Origin of the sequence: Microvirga sp. ACRRW (genome assembly GCF_022346925.1) — a bacterium.
Classification (GTDB): Bacteria; Pseudomonadota; Alphaproteobacteria; order Rhizobiales; family Beijerinckiaceae; genus Microvirga.
The window spans coordinates 525,239-545,136 of sequence record NZ_JAKRNJ010000003.1 but is presented as its reverse complement, the minus strand read 5'-3'; the positions used below and the strand labels follow the sequence as shown (position 1 = coordinate 545,136).

The window sequence follows — 19,898 nt, the reverse complement described above, 5'->3', positions numbered from 1 at the left end:
CCATGGCGGGCGCTTGCACCATCGTGCGTCTCGGGCTGGCGGCGGCACTCGCCGCCGGCCTCGTCACACCTTCCAGGGCGGAGCGTGTCTCGATCGGTCTTGGAGACATCTCTCAGGACATCATCGACCTGGCGGTGGACGGAGACACTGTGGTGTTCAAGACCGGCGAACATCACGGTCCCATCCGGATCACCCGCAAGCTGATCGTGGAAGGCGAGCCCGGCGCGGTCCTGATCGGATCGGGCAAGGGGAGTGTCGTGACCATTTCGGCACCTGGAGCCATCGTGCGCGGGTTGACCGTGCGCGGCTCGGGCCGCGACCTGGAGAAGATGGATTCCGGCATCTTCATCGAAAAGAGCGCTGCGGGTGCCATCGTCGAGAACAACCGGGTCGAGGGTAATCTCTACGGAATCTATATCCACGGCTCACCCGATGCGGTCGTGCGCCGGAACGAGATCATCGGAATCAGAACAGGCCGCATGAACGAGGCCGGCAACGGCGTCTCTGTCTGGGATGCACCGGGCGCCAAGGTCCTCGACAACAGTTTCCGGTATGGGCGCGACGGGATCTTCTCGATTGCCAGCCGCAAGAACGTGTTCTCCGGCAACCGCTTCCAGGACCTGCGCTTCGCCGTCCACTACATGTACACCAACGACGGCGAGGTCACGGACAACGTGTCGACCAACAACACCGTCGGCTACGCGATCATGTACTCGCACCGGCTGACGATCCGCGGCAACGTGTCGGACGGCGACCGCGACCGCGGCTTCCTGTTCAACTTCGCCAACGGCTCGCAGATTTCCGGCAATGCCGTCGTGGGGCGCATCCAGGCCGCCGAGCGCTGGACCAGATCGGGCCTTGGAGGCAACGAGACGAGCGAGCACGGCCTACCCGAAGAAGCCGAGCCCAAGCAGACATTCGCGACGGGCGACCGCATTGGCCCGGAAAAATGCGTGTTCATCTACAACACAAACAAAAACCGCTTCCGCGAAAACTGGTTCGAAGGCTGCGAGATCGGCATCCACTTCACTGCCGGCTCCGAAGGCAACGAGATCGCGGGCAACGCCTTCATCAGGAACCAGAACCAAGTGAAATACGTCGGCACTCGCTATCTCGACTGGTCCAAGGACGGGCGCGGCAACTACTGGAGCGACAACCCGGCCTTCGATCTCGACGGCGACGGCCTGGGGGACGGCGCCTACCGTCCGAACGATCTCGTCGACCGCGTTCTCTGGACCGCGCCGCAGGCCAAGGTGCTGATGAACAGCCCGGCCGTGCAGGTGATCCGATGGGCGCAGGCGCAGTTCCCGGCACTGCTGCCGGGCGGCGTGGTCGACAGTCATCCTCTCATGCATCCCCTCATGGCCCCGCCCGCACGCCCTAAGCCCGCCGAAGGAGCAAGACCATGACCGGAACCGTTGAGATCAGGAACATCGTCAAGCGCTTCGGCAAGGTCGAGGCGGTGCGTGACGTCTCGTTCATGCTGCCCGAAGGCGAGACGGTAGCGCTTGTGGGCCACAACGGCGCCGGCAAGACGACTCTGATGAAGCTGATGCTGGGTCTGATCCGCCCGACCAGCGGCCACATCAAGGTGCTGGGCGAAGATCCGGCTGCGGGCGAATTCGCCGCCCGCCGGCGGCTCGGCTATCTGCCGGAGAACGTCTCCTTCAACGCGTCACTCACGGGCTACGAGACCCTGGCATTCTACGCCCGTCTCAAGCGCGAGCCGGCGAAGTCTGTTGCAACGCTTCTCGATCGCGTCGGCCTCACCCCTGCTGCGGACAGACGGGTCGGAACCTACTCCAAAGGCATGCGCCAGCGTCTCGGGCTCGCGCAGGCGTTGCTGGGCGAGCCGAGGGTCCTTTTGCTCGACGAGCCTACCACCGGCCTCGACCCTGCCCTGCGACTGAGCTTCTACGAGATCGTCGAGGAGCTGCGCGGGCGCGGCGCGACGCTGCTGCTGTCCTCGCACGCCCTGACTGAGCTGGAGGAACGTGCTGGACGGGTCATCATCATGAACCACGGCATCAAGGTCGCGGACGGAACGCTCGACGAGCTGCGCCGCATCGCGCGCCTGCCGACCCGTATCCGACTCAAGGTGACCGATGCAGGGCTGGCCAACGTGCCGAACTGGCTTGGTCCGGTCGACGGGTGGCGTCAGGTCAACGGCCATATGGTCGAAATCGATGCCGCACCCGAGCGCAAGATCGAGGTGCTGCGGCGCGCCACCGACGAAGGTGCGCCAGTCGAGGATCTCGACGTCATGCCGCCAACGCTCGATGAGCTCTACGCCCACTTCCTTCTGTCGCAGGAGACCGCGCGATGAGAAACATCCTGATCGTCGCGCGCAAGGAGATCCAGGAGGGTCTGCGCAACCGCTGGGTTCTCGCCACAACGCTCTTGCTGGCAGCGCTTGCCCTCTCGCTCACCTTTCTCGGCAGTGCTCCGACCGGCAATGTAGGCGCACGCGCGCTCGACGTGGTGATCGTCAGTCTGTCCAGCCTCACGATCTTCCTGCTGCCGTTGATTGCGCTGCTGATTTCGCACGACGCCATTGTCGGCGAGATGGAACGCGGCACCATGCTGCTGCTCCTGAGCTACCCGGTGGCGCGCTGGCAGGTGCTGCTCGGCAAGTTCGTGGGCCACCTGTCGATCCTGGCCTTCGCGACGCTGCTGGGTTACGGGGCTGCGGCGGGAGCGCTGATCGCAACCGGTGAAATCATCGATGGAGAGAGCTGGATGGCATTCTCATCGATGATCGGTTCTTCAATCCTGCTCGGGGCTGCGTTCATTGCAGTGGGCTATCTCGTCAGCGCGCTCGTGCGCGAGCGCGGAACCGCCGCCGGCATCGCCATCGGCATCTGGCTCGTATTCGTGCTGATCTACGACATGGCCCTGCTCGGGCTGCTCGTGGTCGATCAGGGACAGGTCCTCTCGGGAGGATTGCTGAATGCCCTGCTGTTGCTCAACCCGACCGATGCCTACCGCCTGTTCAACCTGACCGGCTCCGACAATGTCAGCGCATTCTCCGGCATGGCCGGAGTCGCGCAGACCACGACTTTGGGTCCGTCCGTCCTGCTCGCGGCGCTGGCCGCCTGGGCCCTCCTGCCGCTCGGCCTCGCGGCGCTTGCCTTCTCCAGGAGAGAACTATGAGAAAGACCATCCTCTTCGCGGCCTTCGCGGGCGCTCTCGCGCTGGCGGGCTGCAACGCCGAGAAAACCGCCGAGGCTCCGCCGCCGCCACAGGAGATGACGGACTCGGCCATCGGCCATTACTGCGGCATGAACGTGCTCGAGCATACCGGTCCGAAGGGGCAGATCATTCTGGCAAGCCGCAAGGAGCCGGTCTGGTTCTCGTCGGCGCGGGACGCGATCTCGTTCACGCTGTTGCCGGAGGAGCCGAGAGACATCCGTGCGATCTACGTCTCCGACATGGCGAAGGCTCCGAACTGGGACAAGCCCGGCGTCAACAACTGGGTCGATGCGAAACGGGCCTCGTTCGTGATCGGCAGCCGGATGCAGGGCGGCATGGGCGGCGACGAGGCGGTCCCGTTCTCCGACAAGTCTGCTGCGGAAAAGTTCGCTGCCGAGAACGGCGGACGCGTTGTGGCCTTCGCAGACGTGCCGGAAGACTATGTCCTGGGCGGCACCGCAGAAGTGACGGGTTCCGCCGGACAGGCGCCCAACTTAGCGGATCAGCATCAGGGCCATGCCGCCCCGGTCACGAAGGACGGTCACGCTCATTAGGAAAGAAACCATGTTCCCTCGTCTCTCCCGCCGACGTTTCATAGGAGTCACTGCGGCAGCGGTCGGCCTCGGCGTCGTGCCGTTCGGACGCGCGCCAAGGACTGAGGCCCATCTCGTGACGTGGCGCGGCCAGGCGATGGGGGCGGTAGCGAGCCTGCAAGTCCACCATCACGACCGTGCCGTCGCCGAACGCCTGGTCGAGCGCTCGCTTGCCGAGGTCCGGCGCCTTGAGGCGGTGTTCAGTCTCTATCGGGCTGACACCGCTCTGGCGGCGCTGAACCGCCAAGGCATCCTCATCGCCCCGCCTGCGGATCTGGTCACTGTGCTGACCGAGTGTCGCCGCTGCTGGGAGCTGACCGGAGGCGCCTTCGATCCGACGGTGCAGGCGCTGTGGACCCTCTACCGAGATCATTTCTCCAGACCCGATGCGAATTCAGATGGCCCGCCCGAATCCGCGCTGCGCGAAGCGTTGGAGCGTGTAGGCTTCGACAAGGTGACGTTCGACGCCAATCGGATCGCCCTATCCCGACGTGGCATGGGCCTGACGCTGAACGGCATCGCTCAAGGATACGTCACCGACCGGATCGTCAGTATCCTGCACGAAGGCGGGATCGCGAGCAGCCTCGTCGACATGGGTGAGCCGCGAGCCGTGGGTTCGCATCCTTCCGGCGATCCGTGGCGCGTCGGCATCGCCGATCCGGATAATCCGGACCGCGTTGGCGAGACATTGAACGTGGTCGATCAAGCCGTCGCCACCTCCGGGACCTATGGATTCCATTTCGACGTGGCCGGACACTTCAATCACCTGCTCGATCCGCGCACGGGTGCCTCGGCCCACCTGTATCGCAGCGTGACCACCGTCATGCCGAGTGCGATGACGGCGGACGCCCTCTCGACGGCCTTCAGCCTCATGCCGATCACGGCAATCGCCCGGACACTCCGGCAACTCGGAGAGGGGCAGGCCCGCCTGACGACGGAGACGGGGGAGGCCATCGCCCTTCCGTCATGAGATCCGCAAATACGCGCAAACAGGAGTCCCTTCAGCGACGATCATGATTGGCCCGATTCTACCGGCTACCTACGGGATTTCCCTGAATTGGGACGATGTCAGTGGCGGTCCATGCTCCTCATGCAGGCGAACTCCCGGTCCGAGGCGGCCTGACATGGTGAAGCGAATGACACCAACCCGGTCCCGTCGCCAGCCAACGATGCAGTGGAATCCGATGCCGCATTGCCGTTGCATGGCAGGTAGTTGACGTCGCGCCGACAGCTTCCAGTTAGTGAAGCTTAAGCAATCGGGTTCGGGGTTCCTAGCTTGAACCCGTCATGTCCATGGAGAGGGATCGACATGGTTCAGCAGCTAACCTCAGGCGAGCGCCAGAACGCCCTGGTCATTCTTGTTTGCATCTTCGTTGCCGGCCTGGCCATGGCAGCAGCCGGCGGCTCCGATCCGCTCGGTGTGCACGGTGTCATCGTCATGCTCTTCGCCGGAGGGATCGGTGCCCTCGTCATGCGCTCGTTCTACGAACCGCAACCGACCCAGGATCGCCTCTCGCACTACTATGATGATCCGATCAAGGCAGGCATTGCCCTGACGCTGGCCTGGGCCGTCTTCGGCATGTTCATGGGAGTGTGGACCGCAGCCCAGTTGGCCTGGCCGGACCTCGCCTTCGACGCTGGCTGGTCGAGCTTCGGACGCCTGAGGCCGACCCACACCACTGGGGTGATCTTCGGCTTCGGCGGCAACGCCCTGATCGCCACCTCCTTTCACGTCGTGCAGCGCACTTCCCGCGCCCGCTTGGCGGGCCAGATCAGCCCATGGTTCGTGCTTCTCGGCTACAACCTGTTCTGCATCCTCGCCGTGACCGGCTACCTCATGGGCGTGACGCAGTCGAAGGAATACGCGGAGCCGGAATGGTACGCCGACCTGTGGCTCGTCGTGGTGTGGGTTACCTTCTTCGTGCTCTACCTGCGCACACTCGCTCGACGCAAGGAGCCGCACATCTATGTCGCCAACTGGTACTTCATGGCGTTCATCGTCGTGGTGGCCATCCTCCATATCGTCAACAACCTCGCCATCCCAGTCTCGTTCGGGCACGCGAAGAGCTACACGGTCTGGGCCGGCGTGCAGGACGCCATGGTGCAGTGGTGGTACGGCCACAACGCAGTAGCGTTCTTCCTCACCGCCGGATTCCTGGGCATGCTGTACTACTATCTGCCTGTCCGTGCGCAGCGCCCGATCTTCTCCTACCGGCTATCCATACTCAGCTTCTGGGGCATCACGTTCTTCTACATGTGGGCGGGTTCCCACCACCTCCATTATACGGCGCTGCCGCACTGGGTGCAGAACCTCGGCATGACGTTCTCGGTCATGTTGCTCGTGCCTTCCTGGGCCTCGGCCGGCAATGCGCTGCTGACTCTTAACGGCGCGTGGCAGAAGGTCCGTGACGACGCGACCCTGCGCTTCATCATGGTGGCGGCGGTCTTCTATGGCCTGTCGACCTTCGAGGGCTCGTTCCTGGCGATCCGGCCTGTCAATGCGCTCTCCCACTACACCGACTGGACCATCGGTCACGTCCATGCGGGAGCGCTCGGTTGGGTCGCGTTCATCACCTTCGGCTCGATCTACACCTTGGTTCCTTCGCTCTGGAAACGCGAACGCATGTATTCGCCAGCCCTGGTCGAGGTGCATTTCTGGCTCGCGGTCGCGGGGACGCTCATCTACGTCTTCGCGATGTGGAACTCAGGCATCCTCCAGGGCCTGATGTGGCGCACCTACACGCAGGAAGGCACACTCGCCTATTCGTTCCTCGACTCGCTCGTCGCCATGTACCCGTACTACATCGCGCGCGCGTTCGGCGGCCTGCTCTTTCTGCTCGGCGCCATGATCGCTGCCTTCAACATCTGGATGACGGTACGCGCCGTTCCCGTTGCCGCCGAGAGACAGACGGATGCACCGGATACGGGGCTAGCCCCCGGCACCGCAGCGACTCCGGCGGAGTGACATCATGGCCGAACTGTTTCACCGCAAGATCGAACGCACCGCCATCGGCTTCGTGATTGCGATCATCGCCGCCGCCAGCGTCGGCGGCATCGTCGAAATCGCACCGCTCTTCACCATTGACGAGACCGTCGAGGAGGCGCCGGACATGCGCCTTTACACCCCGCTGGAGCTGGCGGGCCGCAACATCTACGTCCGCGAGGGCTGCTACGCCTGCCACAGCCAGATGATCCGCACGCTGCGCGACGAGGTCGAGCGTTACGGCCCGTATTCGCTGGCCGTGGAGTCCAAGTACGACCGCCCGATGCTGTGGGGCTCGAAGCGCACCGGTCCCGACCTCGCCCGCATCGGCGGCAAGTATTCCGACTTCTGGCATGTCGCGCACCTCACCAATCCGCGCGACGTGGTGCCGGAATCCAACATGCCGGCCTATCGTTGGCTCGCCCGGACTGCGCTCGAGACCGCGGACCTCGGGCGACATCTTCAAGCGCAACAAGCGCTCGGCGTCCCATACACCAGCGAGATGATCGCCAACGCCGCCGCCGACGCCTTCGGTCAGGCCGCGCCTGACAGTCCGTTCGCTGCGGGGGTAACCCAGCGCTATGGCGAGAAGACGCAGGTCAGCGCCTTTGACGGCGTGGTCACGCAGCTCACCGAAATGGACGCGCTGGTCGCCTATCTGCAAGTGCTCGGACAGCTCACCAATGCCGCTTATTCCAACACGGCCGCGCCGGAACAGGCGCCCAATCCCACCAACTGACGACAGAGAGGACGGCTGATGGACATCGACCATGACACTCTCGTCGGTTTCGCCAAGAGTTGGGGGCTGTTCTATCTGATCGCGTTTAGCGTCTGCGTCGTCATTTACGCATTCTGGCCGTCGAACCGGAAACGGTTCGACGACGCCAAACGGAACATTCTCGATGAGGACGACCGGCCATGGCAGTAGAGGAACGCGATCCCGTCAGCGGTCAAAAGACCACCGGGCACGAATGGAACGGCATCAAGGAGCTCGACACGGCGGTACCGCTCGGCGTGCTGATCTTCATCGTCGTCACGCACCTGTGGGCGCTGGTCTGGTGGATCCTGATGCCGACCTGGCCGCTGATCACGACCCATACCAGAGGAATCCTGAACACCGATCAGCGCAAGATCGTAGAGCAGGATCTGGTCGCGGCCCAAGCCCAGCGCGCGGCCTGGATGAAGGCCATCGAGACGGGCACGTTCGAGGAAATCCAGGCCAACGAGGACCTGATGAAGGTCGTCCGGTCAACGGGTCACCAGCTCTTCGGCGACAACTGCGCCGCATGCCACGGGGCAGACGGGAAAGGCCGCGCCAACTATCCCGACCTAACGGACGACGACTGGCTCTGGGGCGGCGGTCCGGAGAAGATCGCCGAGACCCTGCGGCTTGGCATCAACTCGCGCCATCAGAACACACGCGTCGCACAGATGCCGGCCTTCGGGCGAGATGCGATGCTCGACCGGACCCAGGTCACGAACGTAGCGACCTACGTCCAATCCCTGTCCAATCCGGCAGCGTCCACACCGCAGAATGTTGCTCAGATCCAGGCTGGGCGAGAGGTCTTCCTCACGACCTGCGCGGCCTGCCACGGCGAGGATGGCAAGGGCAACCGGGAGGTCGGAGCTCCCAACCTGACCGATCAGTTCTGGGTCTATGGCGGCGACCTTCAGACCCTGATCAACACGATCCACGGCGGTCGGCAGGGACACATGCCGACATGGGACGAGCGCCTGACCCCGGCAGAGATCAAGATCCTGTCCTTGTACGTCAATTCGCTGGGAGTCGAGAAGCCATGACGAACGTTGCCGTGACAAAGCGGTCCAGATGGCCCGTTCTGGCGTGGAGCCTGGCAGCGGCTGTACTCCTCGTCGTGGCAGCCGCCAATGTCCATCTCGTCTATGTTGCGGTGGAATCCCAACCCGAATGTGTCGCCCACCTGAAGGAGGTCGGGTCCAAGGCGGGCGCGTTCCGGGCTGCGAAACCAGCCTGCTGAGAGAGATCGACCGATGCACGATTTCGGGGAAGACATATGAGCGAAGAGGATAAATCCTACGGTCTGCTGAGCGAGGTTTCCACGATCGCGGAAACGCGCAACCCCGCGCGGCAGCGTCACTTGCCGGCGCACGCGGCGCTCGACTGGCTGAAGGCGGGCTGGCACGACCTTCTGGCCCAGCCGGGCCTCAGCATCGCCTATGGGGTCGCGGTCTTCGCCATCACTGCCATCCTCGTTTGGACGTTGATCGCATCGGGTCGTGACTACATCCTGTTTCCCGCCATTGCCGGATACATGATCGTCGCGCCCGTACTGGCCATGGGCCTCTATGAGAAGAGCCGCGTCCTGGAGGCTGGCGGGCATCCGACGCTGCGCACCATGGCGCTCGTCCAGCCGAGGGCCGGGGCGCAGATCTTCTTCACCGGGCTTCTGCTCTGCCTGCTGATGCTGCTGTGGATGCGGGCTGCTGTCCTGATCTATGCCCTGTTCTTCGGCGTCCGGCCGTTCCCGGGCTTCGATGGGGTCGTCGGCATGTTGCTGACGACGCCGACGGGCTGGGCCATGCTGCTCGTCGGCATCGCGATCGGCGGGCTGTTCGCAGCATTCGCGTTCGCAATCAGCGTGTTCTCGATTCCCATGCTGCTCGATACGCGAACGGACGCGCTGACGGCCATGGGCACGAGCATGGCAATGGTGTGGAACAATCTCATGCCGATGATCGCATGGGGTGCCATCGTGCTCGCCTTGTTCACCGCCAGTGCCGTGACCGGCTTCCTCGGTTTCATTCTCATCTTCCCGCTGCTGGGTCATGCCACATGGCATGCCTATCGGGCGATGCGCTGATGCATCCGCAACGCGCAATACCCGGCGGAGAACGGCCATGAGCTGTTGCGCGCCCGTCGACGTACAGGTCGCCCTCGGAGAGCCAACCCAGCTCGACACCTTGGCGGACGAAATCCGGCTCGCCAGCCGCGATCTCGGCGACGGTACGTATCAGACGGACCTTTCGGTGCCGGGCGTCAGGTGCGCCACCTGCATCGCAGCGGTAGAGCGGACGCTGGCGCGGCTGCCCGGCGTCGAGAGGGCGCGGGTCAACCTGTCCACCAAGCGCGTCGCAGTCTCGTGGCGCACCGCGGACGGAACTCCGCCCGACATGATCGGCGCCCTGCGCGTCATCGGCTACGAATCCCACCTGTTCACGATGGATCAGGACGCGAGGGATCCGGAGCTTGCACGCCTCGTCAAGGCGCTCGCGTTGGCGGGCTTCTGCGCGATGAATATCATGATGCTGTCGATGTCGGTCTGGTCGGGGGCCGACGCCACCTCGCGGCAGGGATTTCACCTCATCTCCGCGCTGCTCGCCCTCCCGGCCCTCGTCTATTCCGGCCGCGTTTTCTATGCCTCGGCCTGGTCGGCGTTGCGCCATGGCCGCACCAATATGGACGTGCCGATCTCCATCGGCGTATCGCTCGCCTTCGCCCTCAGCATTTATGACACGCTCCACAACGCGCCGCACGCCTACTTCGACGCGGCGACGTCACTGCTATTCTTCTTGCTCATCGGTCGCACGCTCGATCACGTGATGCGTGAGCGGGCACGTTCCGCCGTAGCCGGCCTTGCGAGGCTTGCCCCACGTGGTGCCATAGTCATCCGGAGTGACCGACCGCTCTACGTCCCCGTATCGGAGATCGAACCCGGGGCAACGGTGCTCGTCGCTGCAGGCGAGCGTGTTCCGGTCGACGGCGTGGTCGAGCATGGAATGTCAGAATTGGACTGCTCGCTGGTCTCAGGCGAGTCTGCCCTTCGGCGAATTGCCCCCGGTGAAACAGTGCGGGCGGGAGTGATGAACCTCACCGGGCCGCTGACGGTCAGGGCGACGGCAGGAGCAGAAGACTCCTTCCTGATGGAGATGGTCAGGATGATGGAGGCGGCCGAGGGCGGCCGTGCCCGCTACCGGCGGCTGGCCGACCGCGCCGCCGCGCTCTACTCGCCCCTCGTTCACACGATGGCCCTGCTGTCCTTCCTGAGCTGGCTCTATCTTACCGGGGATTGGCATGTATCCGTTACCATCGCCATCGCGGTGCTGATCATCACCTGTCCCTGCGCCTTGGGCCTGGCCGTTCCCATCGTGCAGGTCGTGGCCGCGCGCCGCCTATTCGAACGGGGCATCATGGTCAAGGACGGCTCGGCCCTCGAACGCATGGCCGAGATCGACGGCGTGGCCTTCGACAAGACCGGCACTCTGACGCTTGGCCGCCCCTCCCTCGCCAATGCGGAGGAGATCCCGCCGTCAGCCATGGGAATCGCGCTCGGGATGACCATCGGTTCCCGCCATCCGGCAGCAAGGGCGATCGCGGATGCCGCCGCGCGTGGGACGAGCCGGATCATGGCGTTCGATCACATCGAGGAGATACCCGGCCTGGGACTCGAGGCTGTCCGGGGCGGTGACAGGTATCGGCTCGGCCGGCCGGAATGGGCGCTCGAAGAAAGACATCCCGACAACGGTCTCGCCGCATCCATGTCCTATCTGGCGAGGAACGGAGAGTTACTCGCGGCATTCGTCCTGGAAGACAGCGTCCGTCCCGATGCGCAGGAGACCGTGATCGATCTGGTGCGTCAGGGGTTGTCGGTAGAGATCGTCTCCGGCGACCGGAAGGCCGTGGTCGAAGGCCTGGCATCGAAGCTCGGCATCCACGCAGTCTCATTCGGCCTGCTCCCGGGAGAGAAGGTCGCCCGGGTCGCGTTGCACGACCAAGCGAACAGAAAGATCCTGATGGTCGGCGATGGGCTGAACGATGCGCCTGCCCTCGCCGCCGCCCATGTCTCCATGGCGCCCGCCACGGCGGCGGATATCGGCCGCAACGCGGCGGACTTCGTGTTCCTGAACGAAAGCCTCTCCGCTGTCGGCGCTACCTTTAGGATCGCGCGCCGGTCCAGGACGCTGATCTTCCAGAACTTCGCCCTCGCGGTCGGCTACAATGCCCTGGCGGTGCCCGTGGCGGTGCTAGGCTACGTGACGCCCCTCATCGCGGCCGTCGCCATGTCGCTGTCCTCGATCATCGTGGTCGCCAACGCCCTGAGGCTCCCATCCATCCCGAACGATGCTGTGAGGAGGAACTGATGGGGTCAATGTGGTGGTTGATCCTCATTGGGCTGGGCATGGCGAGTGCCGGATTGGCCGCGTTCCTCTGGTCGCTGCGGAATGGTCAATACGACGATCTGGATGGGGCAGCGGAACGGGTCCTTCTCGAAGAAGATCCGGGAGACAAAGGTCAGGCCCGTCAGGAAAGGTAATGCTTCCCGCATTGCCGGAGCGCGATCGGTGCCACCGCAATCCAGACGAGAGTGATCAGGCCAGGACTAATTGAAACTATGTAGCCTCTGTTAGGCAAGGTGGAGGATCAAGGCCACCAGCGTCATGCCGAGTGCCGCGAGACTCGGCACCAGCACGGCGGCCCCCGAAGCCACAGCGAGTATCGTCACCCACTCGAACGGCTTATCAACGAAGCGAGGCACGATCCGCTCATCCTTTCCCAATGACACCCAACGGATTCCAGATCGCTTCCGTTCCAGAGGTCAACTCAAACAGTCTGATGCCTTTGGCCCAAAGAGCGCAGAAATCGAGAGCGCGATCACGCGCGCTGGCCGGCAGGTCGGGATGCAAGCATCGGCGGGTCTGAAAGGATGCCTGCACGAGGAGCAGCCTACCGCGCTCCAGCATCCTTGCACGCCTACGGGAAAATCCTGAGACGGACGACAATGGATGCTTGATGCAGATCAACTGTTGCATGGCGCGGATCGCGTAAAATTGCCATCATCACAACATCAGGCTTCACCATGCCCACGCCCATGGGACCGGTCCTTGTCGTCGATGATGACGATGCCGTCCGGCAATCGCTGAAGTTCGCCCTGGAACAGGAGGGCTTCGAGGTGCGCCTCTACGGGGATGGCACCCAACTCCTCGCGGACGGAGCGCTGCCTCCGAGCGGCTGCCTTGTCGTCGACCTCACAATGCCCGGGATGGATGGCATCGCTCTCATGGACAGGCTGCGGGAGCGTCATGTTGCGCTCCCCGCGATCCTGATCACCACATCCGCTCCCCCGCACCTGCGCGAGCTTGCCATGCGGGCGGGCTTTCGGCTGGTGCTTGAGAAGCCCTTGGAAGATGGTGCCCTGCTCGAGGGCATCACCAGCGTCATAAGCCGTTGATCCCAGTTCAGTAGCCCATGGGAGCTGCATAGCTGACTGCCAACGATATCGTTACGCCTTCGCACTCATGGAGCCCGCAGCATGAGGGCCCTGGAGGTGACGCCATCCTGCAACACAGACTCCTGCAGCAGTGCCGCGGCTTGCCGGCGACTCAAGCCGCGCCCGATGCCCGCACATGGTTGAGGAAGGCGGCATTCGCGCAGAAGGCCGGCGGGGCATCGGCTCCCCCGCTCTCAAGCCAGCGATGGCAGTCAGTCGCGTTCGGGCAGGCCAGGCATCGACGGCACGCGGCCGCGAAGCCGCCCTCGAACCCCTCCCGGGCTGTCGCGCCGGGATCAGCTCTCACCCTTTCCATCATCCGGCCGAACAGGCTGGCCTGCTGCTCCACCCATCGGCTTTTCGGCCATGACCGCGCACGCGGCATCGGCCTCTTGGGCACTCTTGATCCCATGGACGGATCCTCTCGATTGGAACATGTACCGACAGTATAATCCGCCTCCGGGCTGCACTCCTTGCTCCAGGGCAATGAGCGAGCATAAGTAAGTTTCGGTCTCACTATTGGGGACGACCCTGAAAACAAAAGCGGGAAGCCCCACTTTCAGGTCCAGGCGCCAGTCATCTGTGAACCTTCATGAACGGGGCGAATGGATGCCGGTCAGATCCATGCCAAGCCGCTCACAGGGTCTTCAAAACGCTCAAGGCTAAGGTCCGCTTATGTCCAATGCCGGAAACATACACAGATCAGCCAAGCGCGTTAGAGGGCCATATTCCAGCAATTGTCTTGTTTGCGATGCCGCAATGGGATGACGAAGATTTCAAGCTGAGCGTGTCCAGGAATGATATCCAGCGGAGGGCTCGAAGCCAGGATCTTTGCGTCAAAATCGGCTACCCTTTTCCATTCACCGGAACTCCCAGTTTGACCAAGGATATTCCCTGTTCTGTCTTACAGTGAGAATGCGTCTAAGCCGCGTGTGCTTCTTCACAATTCTGGCCAGAAGACACTCTGACTGCAATCTGATGAGGTTAGTTTCCCAGTATTTTCGTTGAAAACAGGGAACGTTGACTGGAGACAGGTTCGCAGATGACTGTCTCCACCGCCATTATTTAAGCCTCTGGAATCAAAGAATTTTTGCTACAGAATACTGCCTCCAAGCGTCAGATTTCCCGTGCCACTTCCGCGAACGTCATTCTCCAGCAGGCGTTCTTTGGGCACCGGAGAGGGCTTTTCCGACTTCAGCTTTGCCACTTTGCTCCGCCTAAAAGCCGGTCAGTCCGGTTGTGGGCGACAGGCAAGTGCGTATGCGGTCGATTTGACCAATGACCACTGAGCTTGAGACCTGAACTCCGAGTAAAGTCTGCAATGCGCCAGGAGCGGCCCTTCGCTCAAGGAGTCACCATAGGTTTCTCGGTTGAATACGGCGCAACATACCTCCCAAGGCGAGTTGCAGAGGCGCTCTAAGCCTCGTCATAGTGGCGAGGACACGCTCCAGCACTCGCTTGATATGATCTGAGGGCGCCCAGCTAGGAGAGGGTCATGGAGATAGACGGCCTCCACCATGTGGCTCTCCCATGCGCTGACTTGGAGCGCTCCCGTCGCTTCTACCAGGAGGTCCTCGGCTTGACGGAAATTCCGCGGCCTGCCTTGCCTGTGGCGGGGGCCTGGTTCCGGATCGGCGATCACCAGGAATTGCATCTGGTTGTTGGTGATGCGCAGGCCACATTTCGGAGCAGGAAAGGGATGGATGCCAACGACATCCACTTCGCCATTCGGGTCACCAGCTACACACAGGCTCTAGAAGCACTCAGAGCCAAAGGTTATCGCGAGGATGCTGACCCTGATGATCCACTGAGCATCAGGACTTCGATGCGTGTTGGATATCCGCAGATCTATATTCTCGACCCTGACCGCAATGTCATCGAGATCAACACCACGAGTGCTGACTAACAGGTCTTTAGCTGCTCCCGCTCCACCAACTCTTCCCCAAATAAGCATTGTAAGCCACAAGCCTTTGCGAGGGGCGAGAGCCCATTTTAACCCAGCACCGGGAAAACGAGTTTCCCGAGTCGACGGTTACGCTTGCGCGTGAGATGATGCTGCGGGGGTTGGCTTCCGCGGTGACGTGATGGCACGAGCACGAGCCCAATCGAACCCCGGCAAGGGACAGCGCAAGACCAGCCGGTCGGATGCCTCCTCCCGGCCGAACACGATTAGCAACGCCCCTCAATCCGCTTCCGCGGCGATACCCGACAGCCTTCCTGCCGATGCAAGCACATCGACATCGGTCCCGACGGGGATCCGCGTCGGCAACCGCGAGTTCGCCGGAGTGAGCAAGAAACTCGGCCCGCGCGTGCTCGATATCCTCCCCGACATGCCCGACATCCGGGATCGTCTCTATCTTCCCCACTTGAGATCCCTCCATCCTGGCATCTATCCGCGGATTGCCTTTCCTGTGCGGGATCAAGGCAAGGATTCCAGCTGCACAGGCTTTGCCCTGGCGCACGTGATCGACTTTCTGCGGTGCCGGGAGATCGGCTCCGACCGGCCAGAGCCTGTGAGTTCGCGCATGCTCTACGAGATGGCCAAGCGCAATGATGAGTGGGATGGCACAGCCTATGAAGGGTCGAGCCTGCGCGGAGCGATCAAGGGCTTTTACCAGAACGGAGTCTGCACCGATGCCACCGCGCCGGACGAACCTGGCATCCAGGACTGGGCGCTCACCTACATTATGGCGAAGGAAGCGCGAGAAACGCGGCTCGGTGCCTATTTCCGGCTCCAGCCGGATATCAGCGACTATCACGCGGCGCTCAATGAGATCGGCGTGATCTACGCATCGGCGCAGATCCATTCGCACTGGGAGAAACCCAAGGACGATCTCATCGAGCCCGGCGGCGATCCCGTCGGCGGCCACGCCTTTGCCATCGTGGGATATGACGACACAGGCTTCTGGGTCCTGAACTCCTGGGGACCGGACTGGGGCGTGAACGGCATTGCGAAGTGGACCTATGCGGACTGGGCGAACACGATCATGGATGCATGGGTGCTGCAGATCGGTGTCCGCGCGCCGGCCGCATTCGGAGCCGCCCCAGGGGCAACGCCCACGAGCACAACGGGTCTTTTCGGCTACAACGATCCGACACGAGGCGACATCATCGGCCACTTCATCAATATCGATGACGGGCTTCTCGTCACATCGGGCAAGTACGGCTCACCGACGGAGACGGAGATGCAGGAGACCGTCGAGCGTCTGACCAAGGCCGACGCGAACGACGATCTCGGCTACGAACACCTCATCATCTATGCCCATGGCGGCCTGAACCCGCTCGGGGCCGAGGCTCAGCGCATTGCGACATGGAAGCGGAACAACATCTATGGCCGGAACCGCCTCTACAATTTCCATCTGATGTGGGACGCAGGCTTCATCGACGAGGTGTTCGGGCAGCTGTCCCGGTCGCCGGCCGTCGGCCGCATCGGAGGCGCGCTGTCCGACTGGTTCTTCGAGGCCGGCATCGGAAAGCAGACAGGCTCATATGCCTGGAGAAACATGAAGCAGGATGCTCTGATGTCCTTCAACCGGGGATCGGAGTATGATGGCGGGTTCAAGGGATTGTCGCCGCTGCTCTCGGGTCTCGACAAGGCCCGCCGGCGCCCCAAGCTTCATCTTGTCGGGCATAGTGCCGGCGCAAACATGCTCGGCTACCTGCTCTCCTCTCTGGGACGGTTCAACCTGAGCAAGATCGAGTTGGGATCAATCCACCTGATGGCGCCTGCCTGCACGGTCGCTTTCTTCAAGGATCATTACGAGCCGTATTTAACCGGCAAAGGGGCAATGAAGCTGCAGGACCGGATCTACCTGTATAACCTGACCGATCAACTGGAACAGGACGATACCGTCTCCGCCAATGTCCCCCTGCTGCCGTCCTACGGCCGCTCCCTGCTCTATCTCGTTTCTCGCGCCTATGAGCAGATGCCGAACACGCCGATTGTCGGAATGCAGGCTTATGCGCGGGAGATGCCTTCACACTCGAAACTTGAAATCGCTTACTCGACTGGCAGCGGCGGTAAGACAGCGTCTTGCTCTCATGGCGGATTCGACAACGATGCTGAAACTCTCAAGACAATCATGTCGAGGATTTTAGGAAAACCGGTGCCGCATCCCCCGAAGGCCGACGAGCTGACCGGCTACTAGACGGTTGAGCAAGAGACTTTCGCCCCCCAGTTATTCTCGTAGGTATGGTGCCGCCCGTCAGAGTGCGCTGACCACATCTCTCACATATGGGATATCGTTTCGGGGTCAGATAGCAAGTCTGTGACCATATGCAGACATTCGATCTAGCCCGGAAAGTGCCAAGAGCCATTCTTGATCGTAACTCTCTCGAGGACACGACCTTCGCTGCGGTTTCCTAGTGAATGTTTCCAAACGTCCATGGCGGTCCGGCAGTCGCAATCTGTCAACCCAATGTCTTTCTCAGTCAAGCAGACTTCCAAGCCTCGCTTATAGTGATTCTTCAGCAGACCAAGTTGTGCGTGAAAAGGCCCGCCGAAGCGAAAGGCTTGTCGTCATGACGCTGATCGGACCAGAAATTCATCGATCTCACCGCCATGGGAGCCGTTGCATCCGGGAATGGCCTGGAACTCCCGCAACACATTGCGGAGCACCCGCTCTGCCGGGCTTGAGTGGTCTGCCATGACGGACCGCTTTTCGCCCACGGCCTCTGCGATGTGATCGGCAATGCCTGAGAGTGCGCATCCGACCTCTCCTCGCTCATGCATCGGGCCGATGCCGCCAAGCCTGCTGCATTCCCGAAAACCCGCGCGATGGACAAGAGGCTCACCCTACGTCCACGCCAACCGAAGACAGGAGCTGCGCGTAACGCTGCCAAGGAAGCTCGTCTCTTTGTGCATCGACATACTGTTAGCGCTGCCGACGGGCGGCGCATCACCCGCAGCTGCTAGACACATTGATGAACGATGTCGGGTTTTGCTGCACCATCAGAGAGGAAGATCCCATGAACAGTGATCGTGCGTCTTCACAAGCTCCTGGCGGACGTTTTCGCCTTCGGCACATGCGAGCCAAATCCGCCCTGATCGGAGCGACGGCACTGATCTCTACGGCTATGGCCGCGCCGGCCGTCGCGCAGGCCCCGCAGCAGAAGCCGAACATCCTGTTCATCATGGGTGATGATATCGGCTGGATGCAGCCGGGCATCTACCACCAGGGACTGATGGTGGGTGAGACACCCAATATCGATCGGATTGGGCGGGAAGGTGCGAAGTTCATGACGTATTACGCCGAGCAGAGCTGCACGGCGGGCCGCAATGCCTTCTTCACCGGCATGAATCCACTGCGTACCGGCATGATTCCACCGCAACTGCCCGGCAGCCCCTCCTATCTGCGGCCTGGCACGCCGACGCTGGCTAAGTTTTTGCTCGATCTTGGATACAACACCGGCGAGTTCGGCAAGAACCATCTCGGCGACCACACTGACTCGTTGCCGACGGCTCATGGGTTCCAAGAATTTTGGGGCTATCTCTACCATCTCGACGCCATGCAGGGCGTGAGCTTCCCGGACATCAACAAGACGCCAACCCAGCAGACAGTGGCGCCTGCCTGCCGCAACACGACGATCCCCGGGCTCGCCCAGGATCCCGCAGCGGTGGATCCGAGGACGACCCCGTGCCTGACGCCGCCGAGACCAGTCATCTCGTGCAGGTCGTCCGATGGCACATCCGGCAATCAAATGTGCCGAGACGAGGGCCCGCTGACACTCGAACGCTCGAAGACGGTCGACGAGGAGATCTCGGCCAAGGTCATCGATTTTCTCGACCGCAACGACCCGAAGAAAACCAACAAGCCATTCTTCGTCTGGTACAACCCTGCGCGCATGCACATCACAACCGTGCTGTCGGACAAGTACTTGGCGATGGTGGGCGAGCCCGGCGGCAAGGATTGGGGCGTCAACGAAGCCGGCATGAAGCAGATGGATGACAACATCGGCTACGTACTGAAGAAGCTCGAAGAGTTGGGACAGCTCGACAACACCATCATCGTCTTCACGACCGATAACGGAGCCGAGACGTTTACCTTCCCGGATGGCGGCACCACCCCGTTCAAGGGATCAAAGATGACCACCTGGGAAGGCGGCATGCGCGCTCCGGCGCTCATCCGCTGGCCTGGCGTCATCAGGCCCGGCACGGTCAAGGACGGTATCTTCGCATCGCTTGACTGGCTCCCCACGCTTGTCAACATCGCCGGCGGCGACAAGGGCGATGAGCTGAATAAGCGCATCATGGCCGGCACCTATCCAGGCATCGTCAAAACCAAGCTCGATGGCGTCGATCAGACCGAATACCTGAGCGGCCGTTCGGACAAGTCCGCTCGCGACACGTTCTTCTACTATGCCAGCAGCCATCCGTCGGCGGTGCGATACAAGAACTGGAAAATGTATTTCGCGATCGCTCCCGAAACCGCGTTGGGCTTCAACGTCCCGGGCGTCCAGACCCAGTTCGCAGCTGGCATGGTCAACCTGAAGCGCGATCCATTCGAGACGGCAATGGGTGAGTGGAAGAAGGCGAATTTCTGGATGGCGGGCGCGCTCGCCGCGCCGGCCACGGCCTGGGTATACGACTGGAATCTGCTGCCGATCGGGCAGGCACTATGGCTGAGGGAGCTGGAATCCTACAGGGAGTTTCCACCGCTTCAGGATCCGGCAAGCTACAACTTGGATCAGGTCATGGAACAGCTCAAGAATGCATCGACGCATCCAAGCCAGTGATACGATCCGAAACAACGCCATATGATCGATCAGCCGACGTCGGTGGGCACCCTCAGACCATGTGCCCACCGATCCACAAAAAGGAAAAGCCTGTGCCGGGATGAACCTCGTCACATGTAGCGAGCGTCCAGAGGAGAAGGTCACGATCGC

19 protein-coding genes are annotated in these 19,898 nt (G+C 62.2%); 17 read left to right on the top strand and 2 right to left on the bottom strand.

The window, feature by feature from the left end:
• Positions 1 to 2 precede the first annotated feature (2 nt).
• The 13 genes from MHY87_RS09890 (at position 3) to ccoS (ending at position 12,059) form a co-directional block, all read left to right on the top strand.
• Positions 3 to 1,409, top strand: a complete 1,407-nt coding sequence (locus tag MHY87_RS09890) for a nitrous oxide reductase family maturation protein NosD (protein WP_239351388.1) — start codon at positions 3 to 5, stop codon at positions 1,407 to 1,409.
• Positions 1,406 to 2,326, top strand: a complete 921-nt coding sequence (locus MHY87_RS09885) for an ABC transporter ATP-binding protein (protein WP_239351386.1) — start codon at positions 1,406 to 1,408, stop codon at positions 2,324 to 2,326. Before MHY87_RS09890 ends, MHY87_RS09885 begins: the two co-directional genes overlap by 4 nt.
• The gene (locus MHY87_RS09880; RefSeq protein WP_239351384.1) at positions 2,323 to 3,153 is read left to right on the top strand and encodes an ABC transporter permease; all 831 of its coding nucleotides are present in this window, start codon (positions 2,323 to 2,325) and stop codon (positions 3,151 to 3,153) included. Before MHY87_RS09885 ends, MHY87_RS09880 begins: the two co-directional genes overlap by 4 nt.
• Positions 3,150 to 3,746 carry a nitrous oxide reductase accessory protein NosL gene (locus tag MHY87_RS09875; protein WP_239351382.1) on the top strand — a complete coding sequence of 199 codons (597 nt, stop codon included), beginning with the start codon at positions 3,150 to 3,152 and terminating at the stop codon, positions 3,744 to 3,746. The genes MHY87_RS09880 and MHY87_RS09875 overlap by 4 nt, the downstream gene beginning before the upstream one ends.
• A gap of 10 nt (positions 3,747 to 3,756) precedes the next feature.
• On the top strand, positions 3,757 to 4,755 hold the full coding sequence (locus tag MHY87_RS09870) for an FAD:protein FMN transferase (RefSeq protein ID WP_239351381.1): 999 nt from the start codon (positions 3,757 to 3,759) through the stop codon (positions 4,753 to 4,755).
• A gap of 339 nt (positions 4,756 to 5,094) precedes the next feature.
• Entirely contained in the window at positions 5,095 to 6,750 is a 1,656-nt protein-coding gene (gene ccoN, locus MHY87_RS09865; protein ID WP_239351380.1) for a cytochrome-c oxidase, cbb3-type subunit I, read from the top strand.
• Positions 6,751 to 6,754: 4 nt separating this feature from the next.
• Entirely contained in the window at positions 6,755 to 7,507 is a 753-nt protein-coding gene (gene ccoO / locus MHY87_RS09860; protein WP_239351379.1) for a cytochrome-c oxidase, cbb3-type subunit II, read from the top strand.
• 18 nt (positions 7,508 to 7,525) lie between these two features.
• Entirely contained in the window at positions 7,526 to 7,696 is a 171-nt protein-coding gene (locus MHY87_RS09855) for a cbb3-type cytochrome c oxidase subunit 3 (RefSeq protein ID WP_239351378.1), read from the top strand.
• Complete coding sequence (gene ccoP, locus MHY87_RS09850) at positions 7,687 to 8,568, top strand: cytochrome-c oxidase, cbb3-type subunit III (RefSeq protein WP_239351377.1); 882 nt, start codon at positions 7,687 to 7,689, stop codon at positions 8,566 to 8,568. The genes MHY87_RS09855 and ccoP overlap by 10 nt, the downstream gene beginning before the upstream one ends.
• A complete protein-coding gene (locus MHY87_RS09845; RefSeq protein WP_239351376.1) occupies positions 8,565 to 8,765 on the top strand; it encodes a hypothetical protein in 201 nt (66 codons plus the stop codon). The genes ccoP and MHY87_RS09845 overlap by 4 nt, the downstream gene beginning before the upstream one ends.
• A gap of 36 nt (positions 8,766 to 8,801) precedes the next feature.
• Positions 8,802 to 9,608 (top strand): DUF2189 domain-containing protein, encoded by an 807-nt coding sequence (locus MHY87_RS09840; RefSeq protein WP_239351375.1) that lies wholly within the window; start codon positions 8,802 to 8,804, stop codon positions 9,606 to 9,608.
• 37 nt (positions 9,609 to 9,645) lie between these two features.
• On the top strand, positions 9,646 to 11,886 hold the full coding sequence (locus MHY87_RS09835; RefSeq protein WP_239351373.1) for a heavy metal translocating P-type ATPase: 2,241 nt from the start codon (positions 9,646 to 9,648) through the stop codon (positions 11,884 to 11,886).
• Positions 11,886 to 12,059 (top strand): cbb3-type cytochrome oxidase assembly protein CcoS, encoded by a 174-nt coding sequence (gene ccoS, locus MHY87_RS09830; protein ID WP_239351371.1) that lies wholly within the window; start codon positions 11,886 to 11,888, stop codon positions 12,057 to 12,059. The genes MHY87_RS09835 and ccoS overlap by 1 nt, the downstream gene beginning before the upstream one ends.
• A 90-nt stretch (positions 12,060 to 12,149) precedes the next feature.
• Here ccoS and MHY87_RS18740 read toward each other — a convergent pair whose 3' ends face one another.
• Positions 12,150 to 12,281, bottom strand: a complete 132-nt coding sequence (locus MHY87_RS18740) for a hypothetical protein (protein ID WP_255726489.1) — start codon at positions 12,279 to 12,281, stop codon at positions 12,150 to 12,152.
• Positions 12,282 to 12,602: 321 nt separating this feature from the next.
• Here MHY87_RS18740 and MHY87_RS09825 point away from each other — a divergent pair, with 321 nt between their 5' ends.
• Positions 12,603 to 12,974: a response regulator transcription factor gene (locus MHY87_RS09825; RefSeq protein WP_239351369.1), complete on the top strand. Its 372-nt coding sequence runs from the start codon at positions 12,603 to 12,605 to the stop codon at positions 12,972 to 12,974.
• 151 nt (positions 12,975 to 13,125) lie between these two features.
• Here MHY87_RS09825 and MHY87_RS09820 read toward each other — a convergent pair whose 3' ends face one another.
• Complete coding sequence (locus MHY87_RS09820) at positions 13,126 to 13,425, bottom strand: DUF6455 family protein (RefSeq protein ID WP_239351367.1); 300 nt, start codon at positions 13,423 to 13,425, stop codon at positions 13,126 to 13,128.
• Positions 13,426 to 14,508: 1,083 nt separating this feature from the next.
• On the opposite strand from MHY87_RS09820, the gene MHY87_RS09815 reads away from it, so the two are divergent.
• The 3 genes from MHY87_RS09815 to MHY87_RS09805 all read left to right on the top strand — a co-directional run bounded on the left by MHY87_RS09815 (position 14,509) and on the right by MHY87_RS09805 (position 19,748).
• A complete protein-coding gene (locus tag MHY87_RS09815) occupies positions 14,509 to 14,919 on the top strand; it encodes a VOC family protein (protein ID WP_239351366.1) in 411 nt (136 codons plus the stop codon).
• Positions 14,920 to 15,097: 178 nt separating this feature from the next.
• Positions 15,098 to 17,161: a C1 family peptidase gene (locus tag MHY87_RS09810; RefSeq protein WP_239351365.1), complete on the top strand. Its 2,064-nt coding sequence runs from the start codon at positions 15,098 to 15,100 to the stop codon at positions 17,159 to 17,161.
• 928 nt (positions 17,162 to 18,089) lie between these two features.
• Entirely contained in the window at positions 18,090 to 19,748 is a 1,659-nt protein-coding gene (locus tag MHY87_RS09805) for an arylsulfatase (RefSeq protein ID WP_239351521.1), read from the top strand.
• The last annotated feature ends 150 nt before the right edge of the window (positions 19,749 to 19,898 follow it).

What these genes read in the sequence shown, in the direction of transcription:
- MHY87_RS09835 (WP_239351373.1), top strand. Translation starts at nt 9,646, where the DNA reads ATGAGCTGTTGCGCGCCCGTCGACGTACAGGTCGCCCTCGGAGAGCCA.
- MHY87_RS09885 (WP_239351386.1), top strand. Translation starts at nt 1,406, where the DNA reads ATGACCGGAACCGTTGAGATCAGGAACATCGTCAAGCGCTTCGGCAAG.
- ccoS (WP_239351371.1), top strand. Translation starts at nt 11,886, where the DNA reads ATGGGGTCAATGTGGTGGTTGATCCTCATTGGGCTGGGCATGGCGAGT.
- MHY87_RS09810 (WP_239351365.1), top strand. Translation starts at nt 15,098, where the DNA reads ATGGCACGAGCACGAGCCCAATCGAACCCCGGCAAGGGACAGCGCAAG.
- MHY87_RS09855 (WP_239351378.1), top strand. Translation starts at nt 7,526, where the DNA reads ATGGACATCGACCATGACACTCTCGTCGGTTTCGCCAAGAGTTGGGGG.
- MHY87_RS09890 (WP_239351388.1), top strand. Translation starts at nt 3, where the DNA reads ATGGCGGGCGCTTGCACCATCGTGCGTCTCGGGCTGGCGGCGGCACTC.
- MHY87_RS09880 (WP_239351384.1), top strand. Translation starts at nt 2,323, where the DNA reads ATGAGAAACATCCTGATCGTCGCGCGCAAGGAGATCCAGGAGGGTCTG.
- MHY87_RS09815 (WP_239351366.1), top strand. Translation starts at nt 14,509, where the DNA reads ATGGAGATAGACGGCCTCCACCATGTGGCTCTCCCATGCGCTGACTTG.
- ccoP (WP_239351377.1), top strand. Translation starts at nt 7,687, where the DNA reads ATGGCAGTAGAGGAACGCGATCCCGTCAGCGGTCAAAAGACCACCGGG.
- MHY87_RS09845 (WP_239351376.1), top strand. Translation starts at nt 8,565, where the DNA reads ATGACGAACGTTGCCGTGACAAAGCGGTCCAGATGGCCCGTTCTGGCG.
- MHY87_RS09820 (WP_239351367.1), bottom strand. Translation starts at nt 13,425, where the DNA reads ATGGGATCAAGAGTGCCCAAGAGGCCGATGCCGCGTGCGCGGTCATGG.
- MHY87_RS09875 (WP_239351382.1), top strand. Translation starts at nt 3,150, where the DNA reads ATGAGAAAGACCATCCTCTTCGCGGCCTTCGCGGGCGCTCTCGCGCTG.
- MHY87_RS09840 (WP_239351375.1), top strand. Translation starts at nt 8,802, where the DNA reads ATGAGCGAAGAGGATAAATCCTACGGTCTGCTGAGCGAGGTTTCCACG.
- ccoN (WP_239351380.1), top strand. Translation starts at nt 5,095, where the DNA reads ATGGTTCAGCAGCTAACCTCAGGCGAGCGCCAGAACGCCCTGGTCATT.
- MHY87_RS09805 (WP_239351521.1), top strand. Translation starts at nt 18,090, where the DNA reads ATGGCCGCGCCGGCCGTCGCGCAGGCCCCGCAGCAGAAGCCGAACATC.
- MHY87_RS09870 (WP_239351381.1), top strand. Translation starts at nt 3,757, where the DNA reads ATGTTCCCTCGTCTCTCCCGCCGACGTTTCATAGGAGTCACTGCGGCA.
- MHY87_RS09825 (WP_239351369.1), top strand. Translation starts at nt 12,603, where the DNA reads ATGCCCACGCCCATGGGACCGGTCCTTGTCGTCGATGATGACGATGCC.
- ccoO (WP_239351379.1), top strand. Translation starts at nt 6,755, where the DNA reads ATGGCCGAACTGTTTCACCGCAAGATCGAACGCACCGCCATCGGCTTC.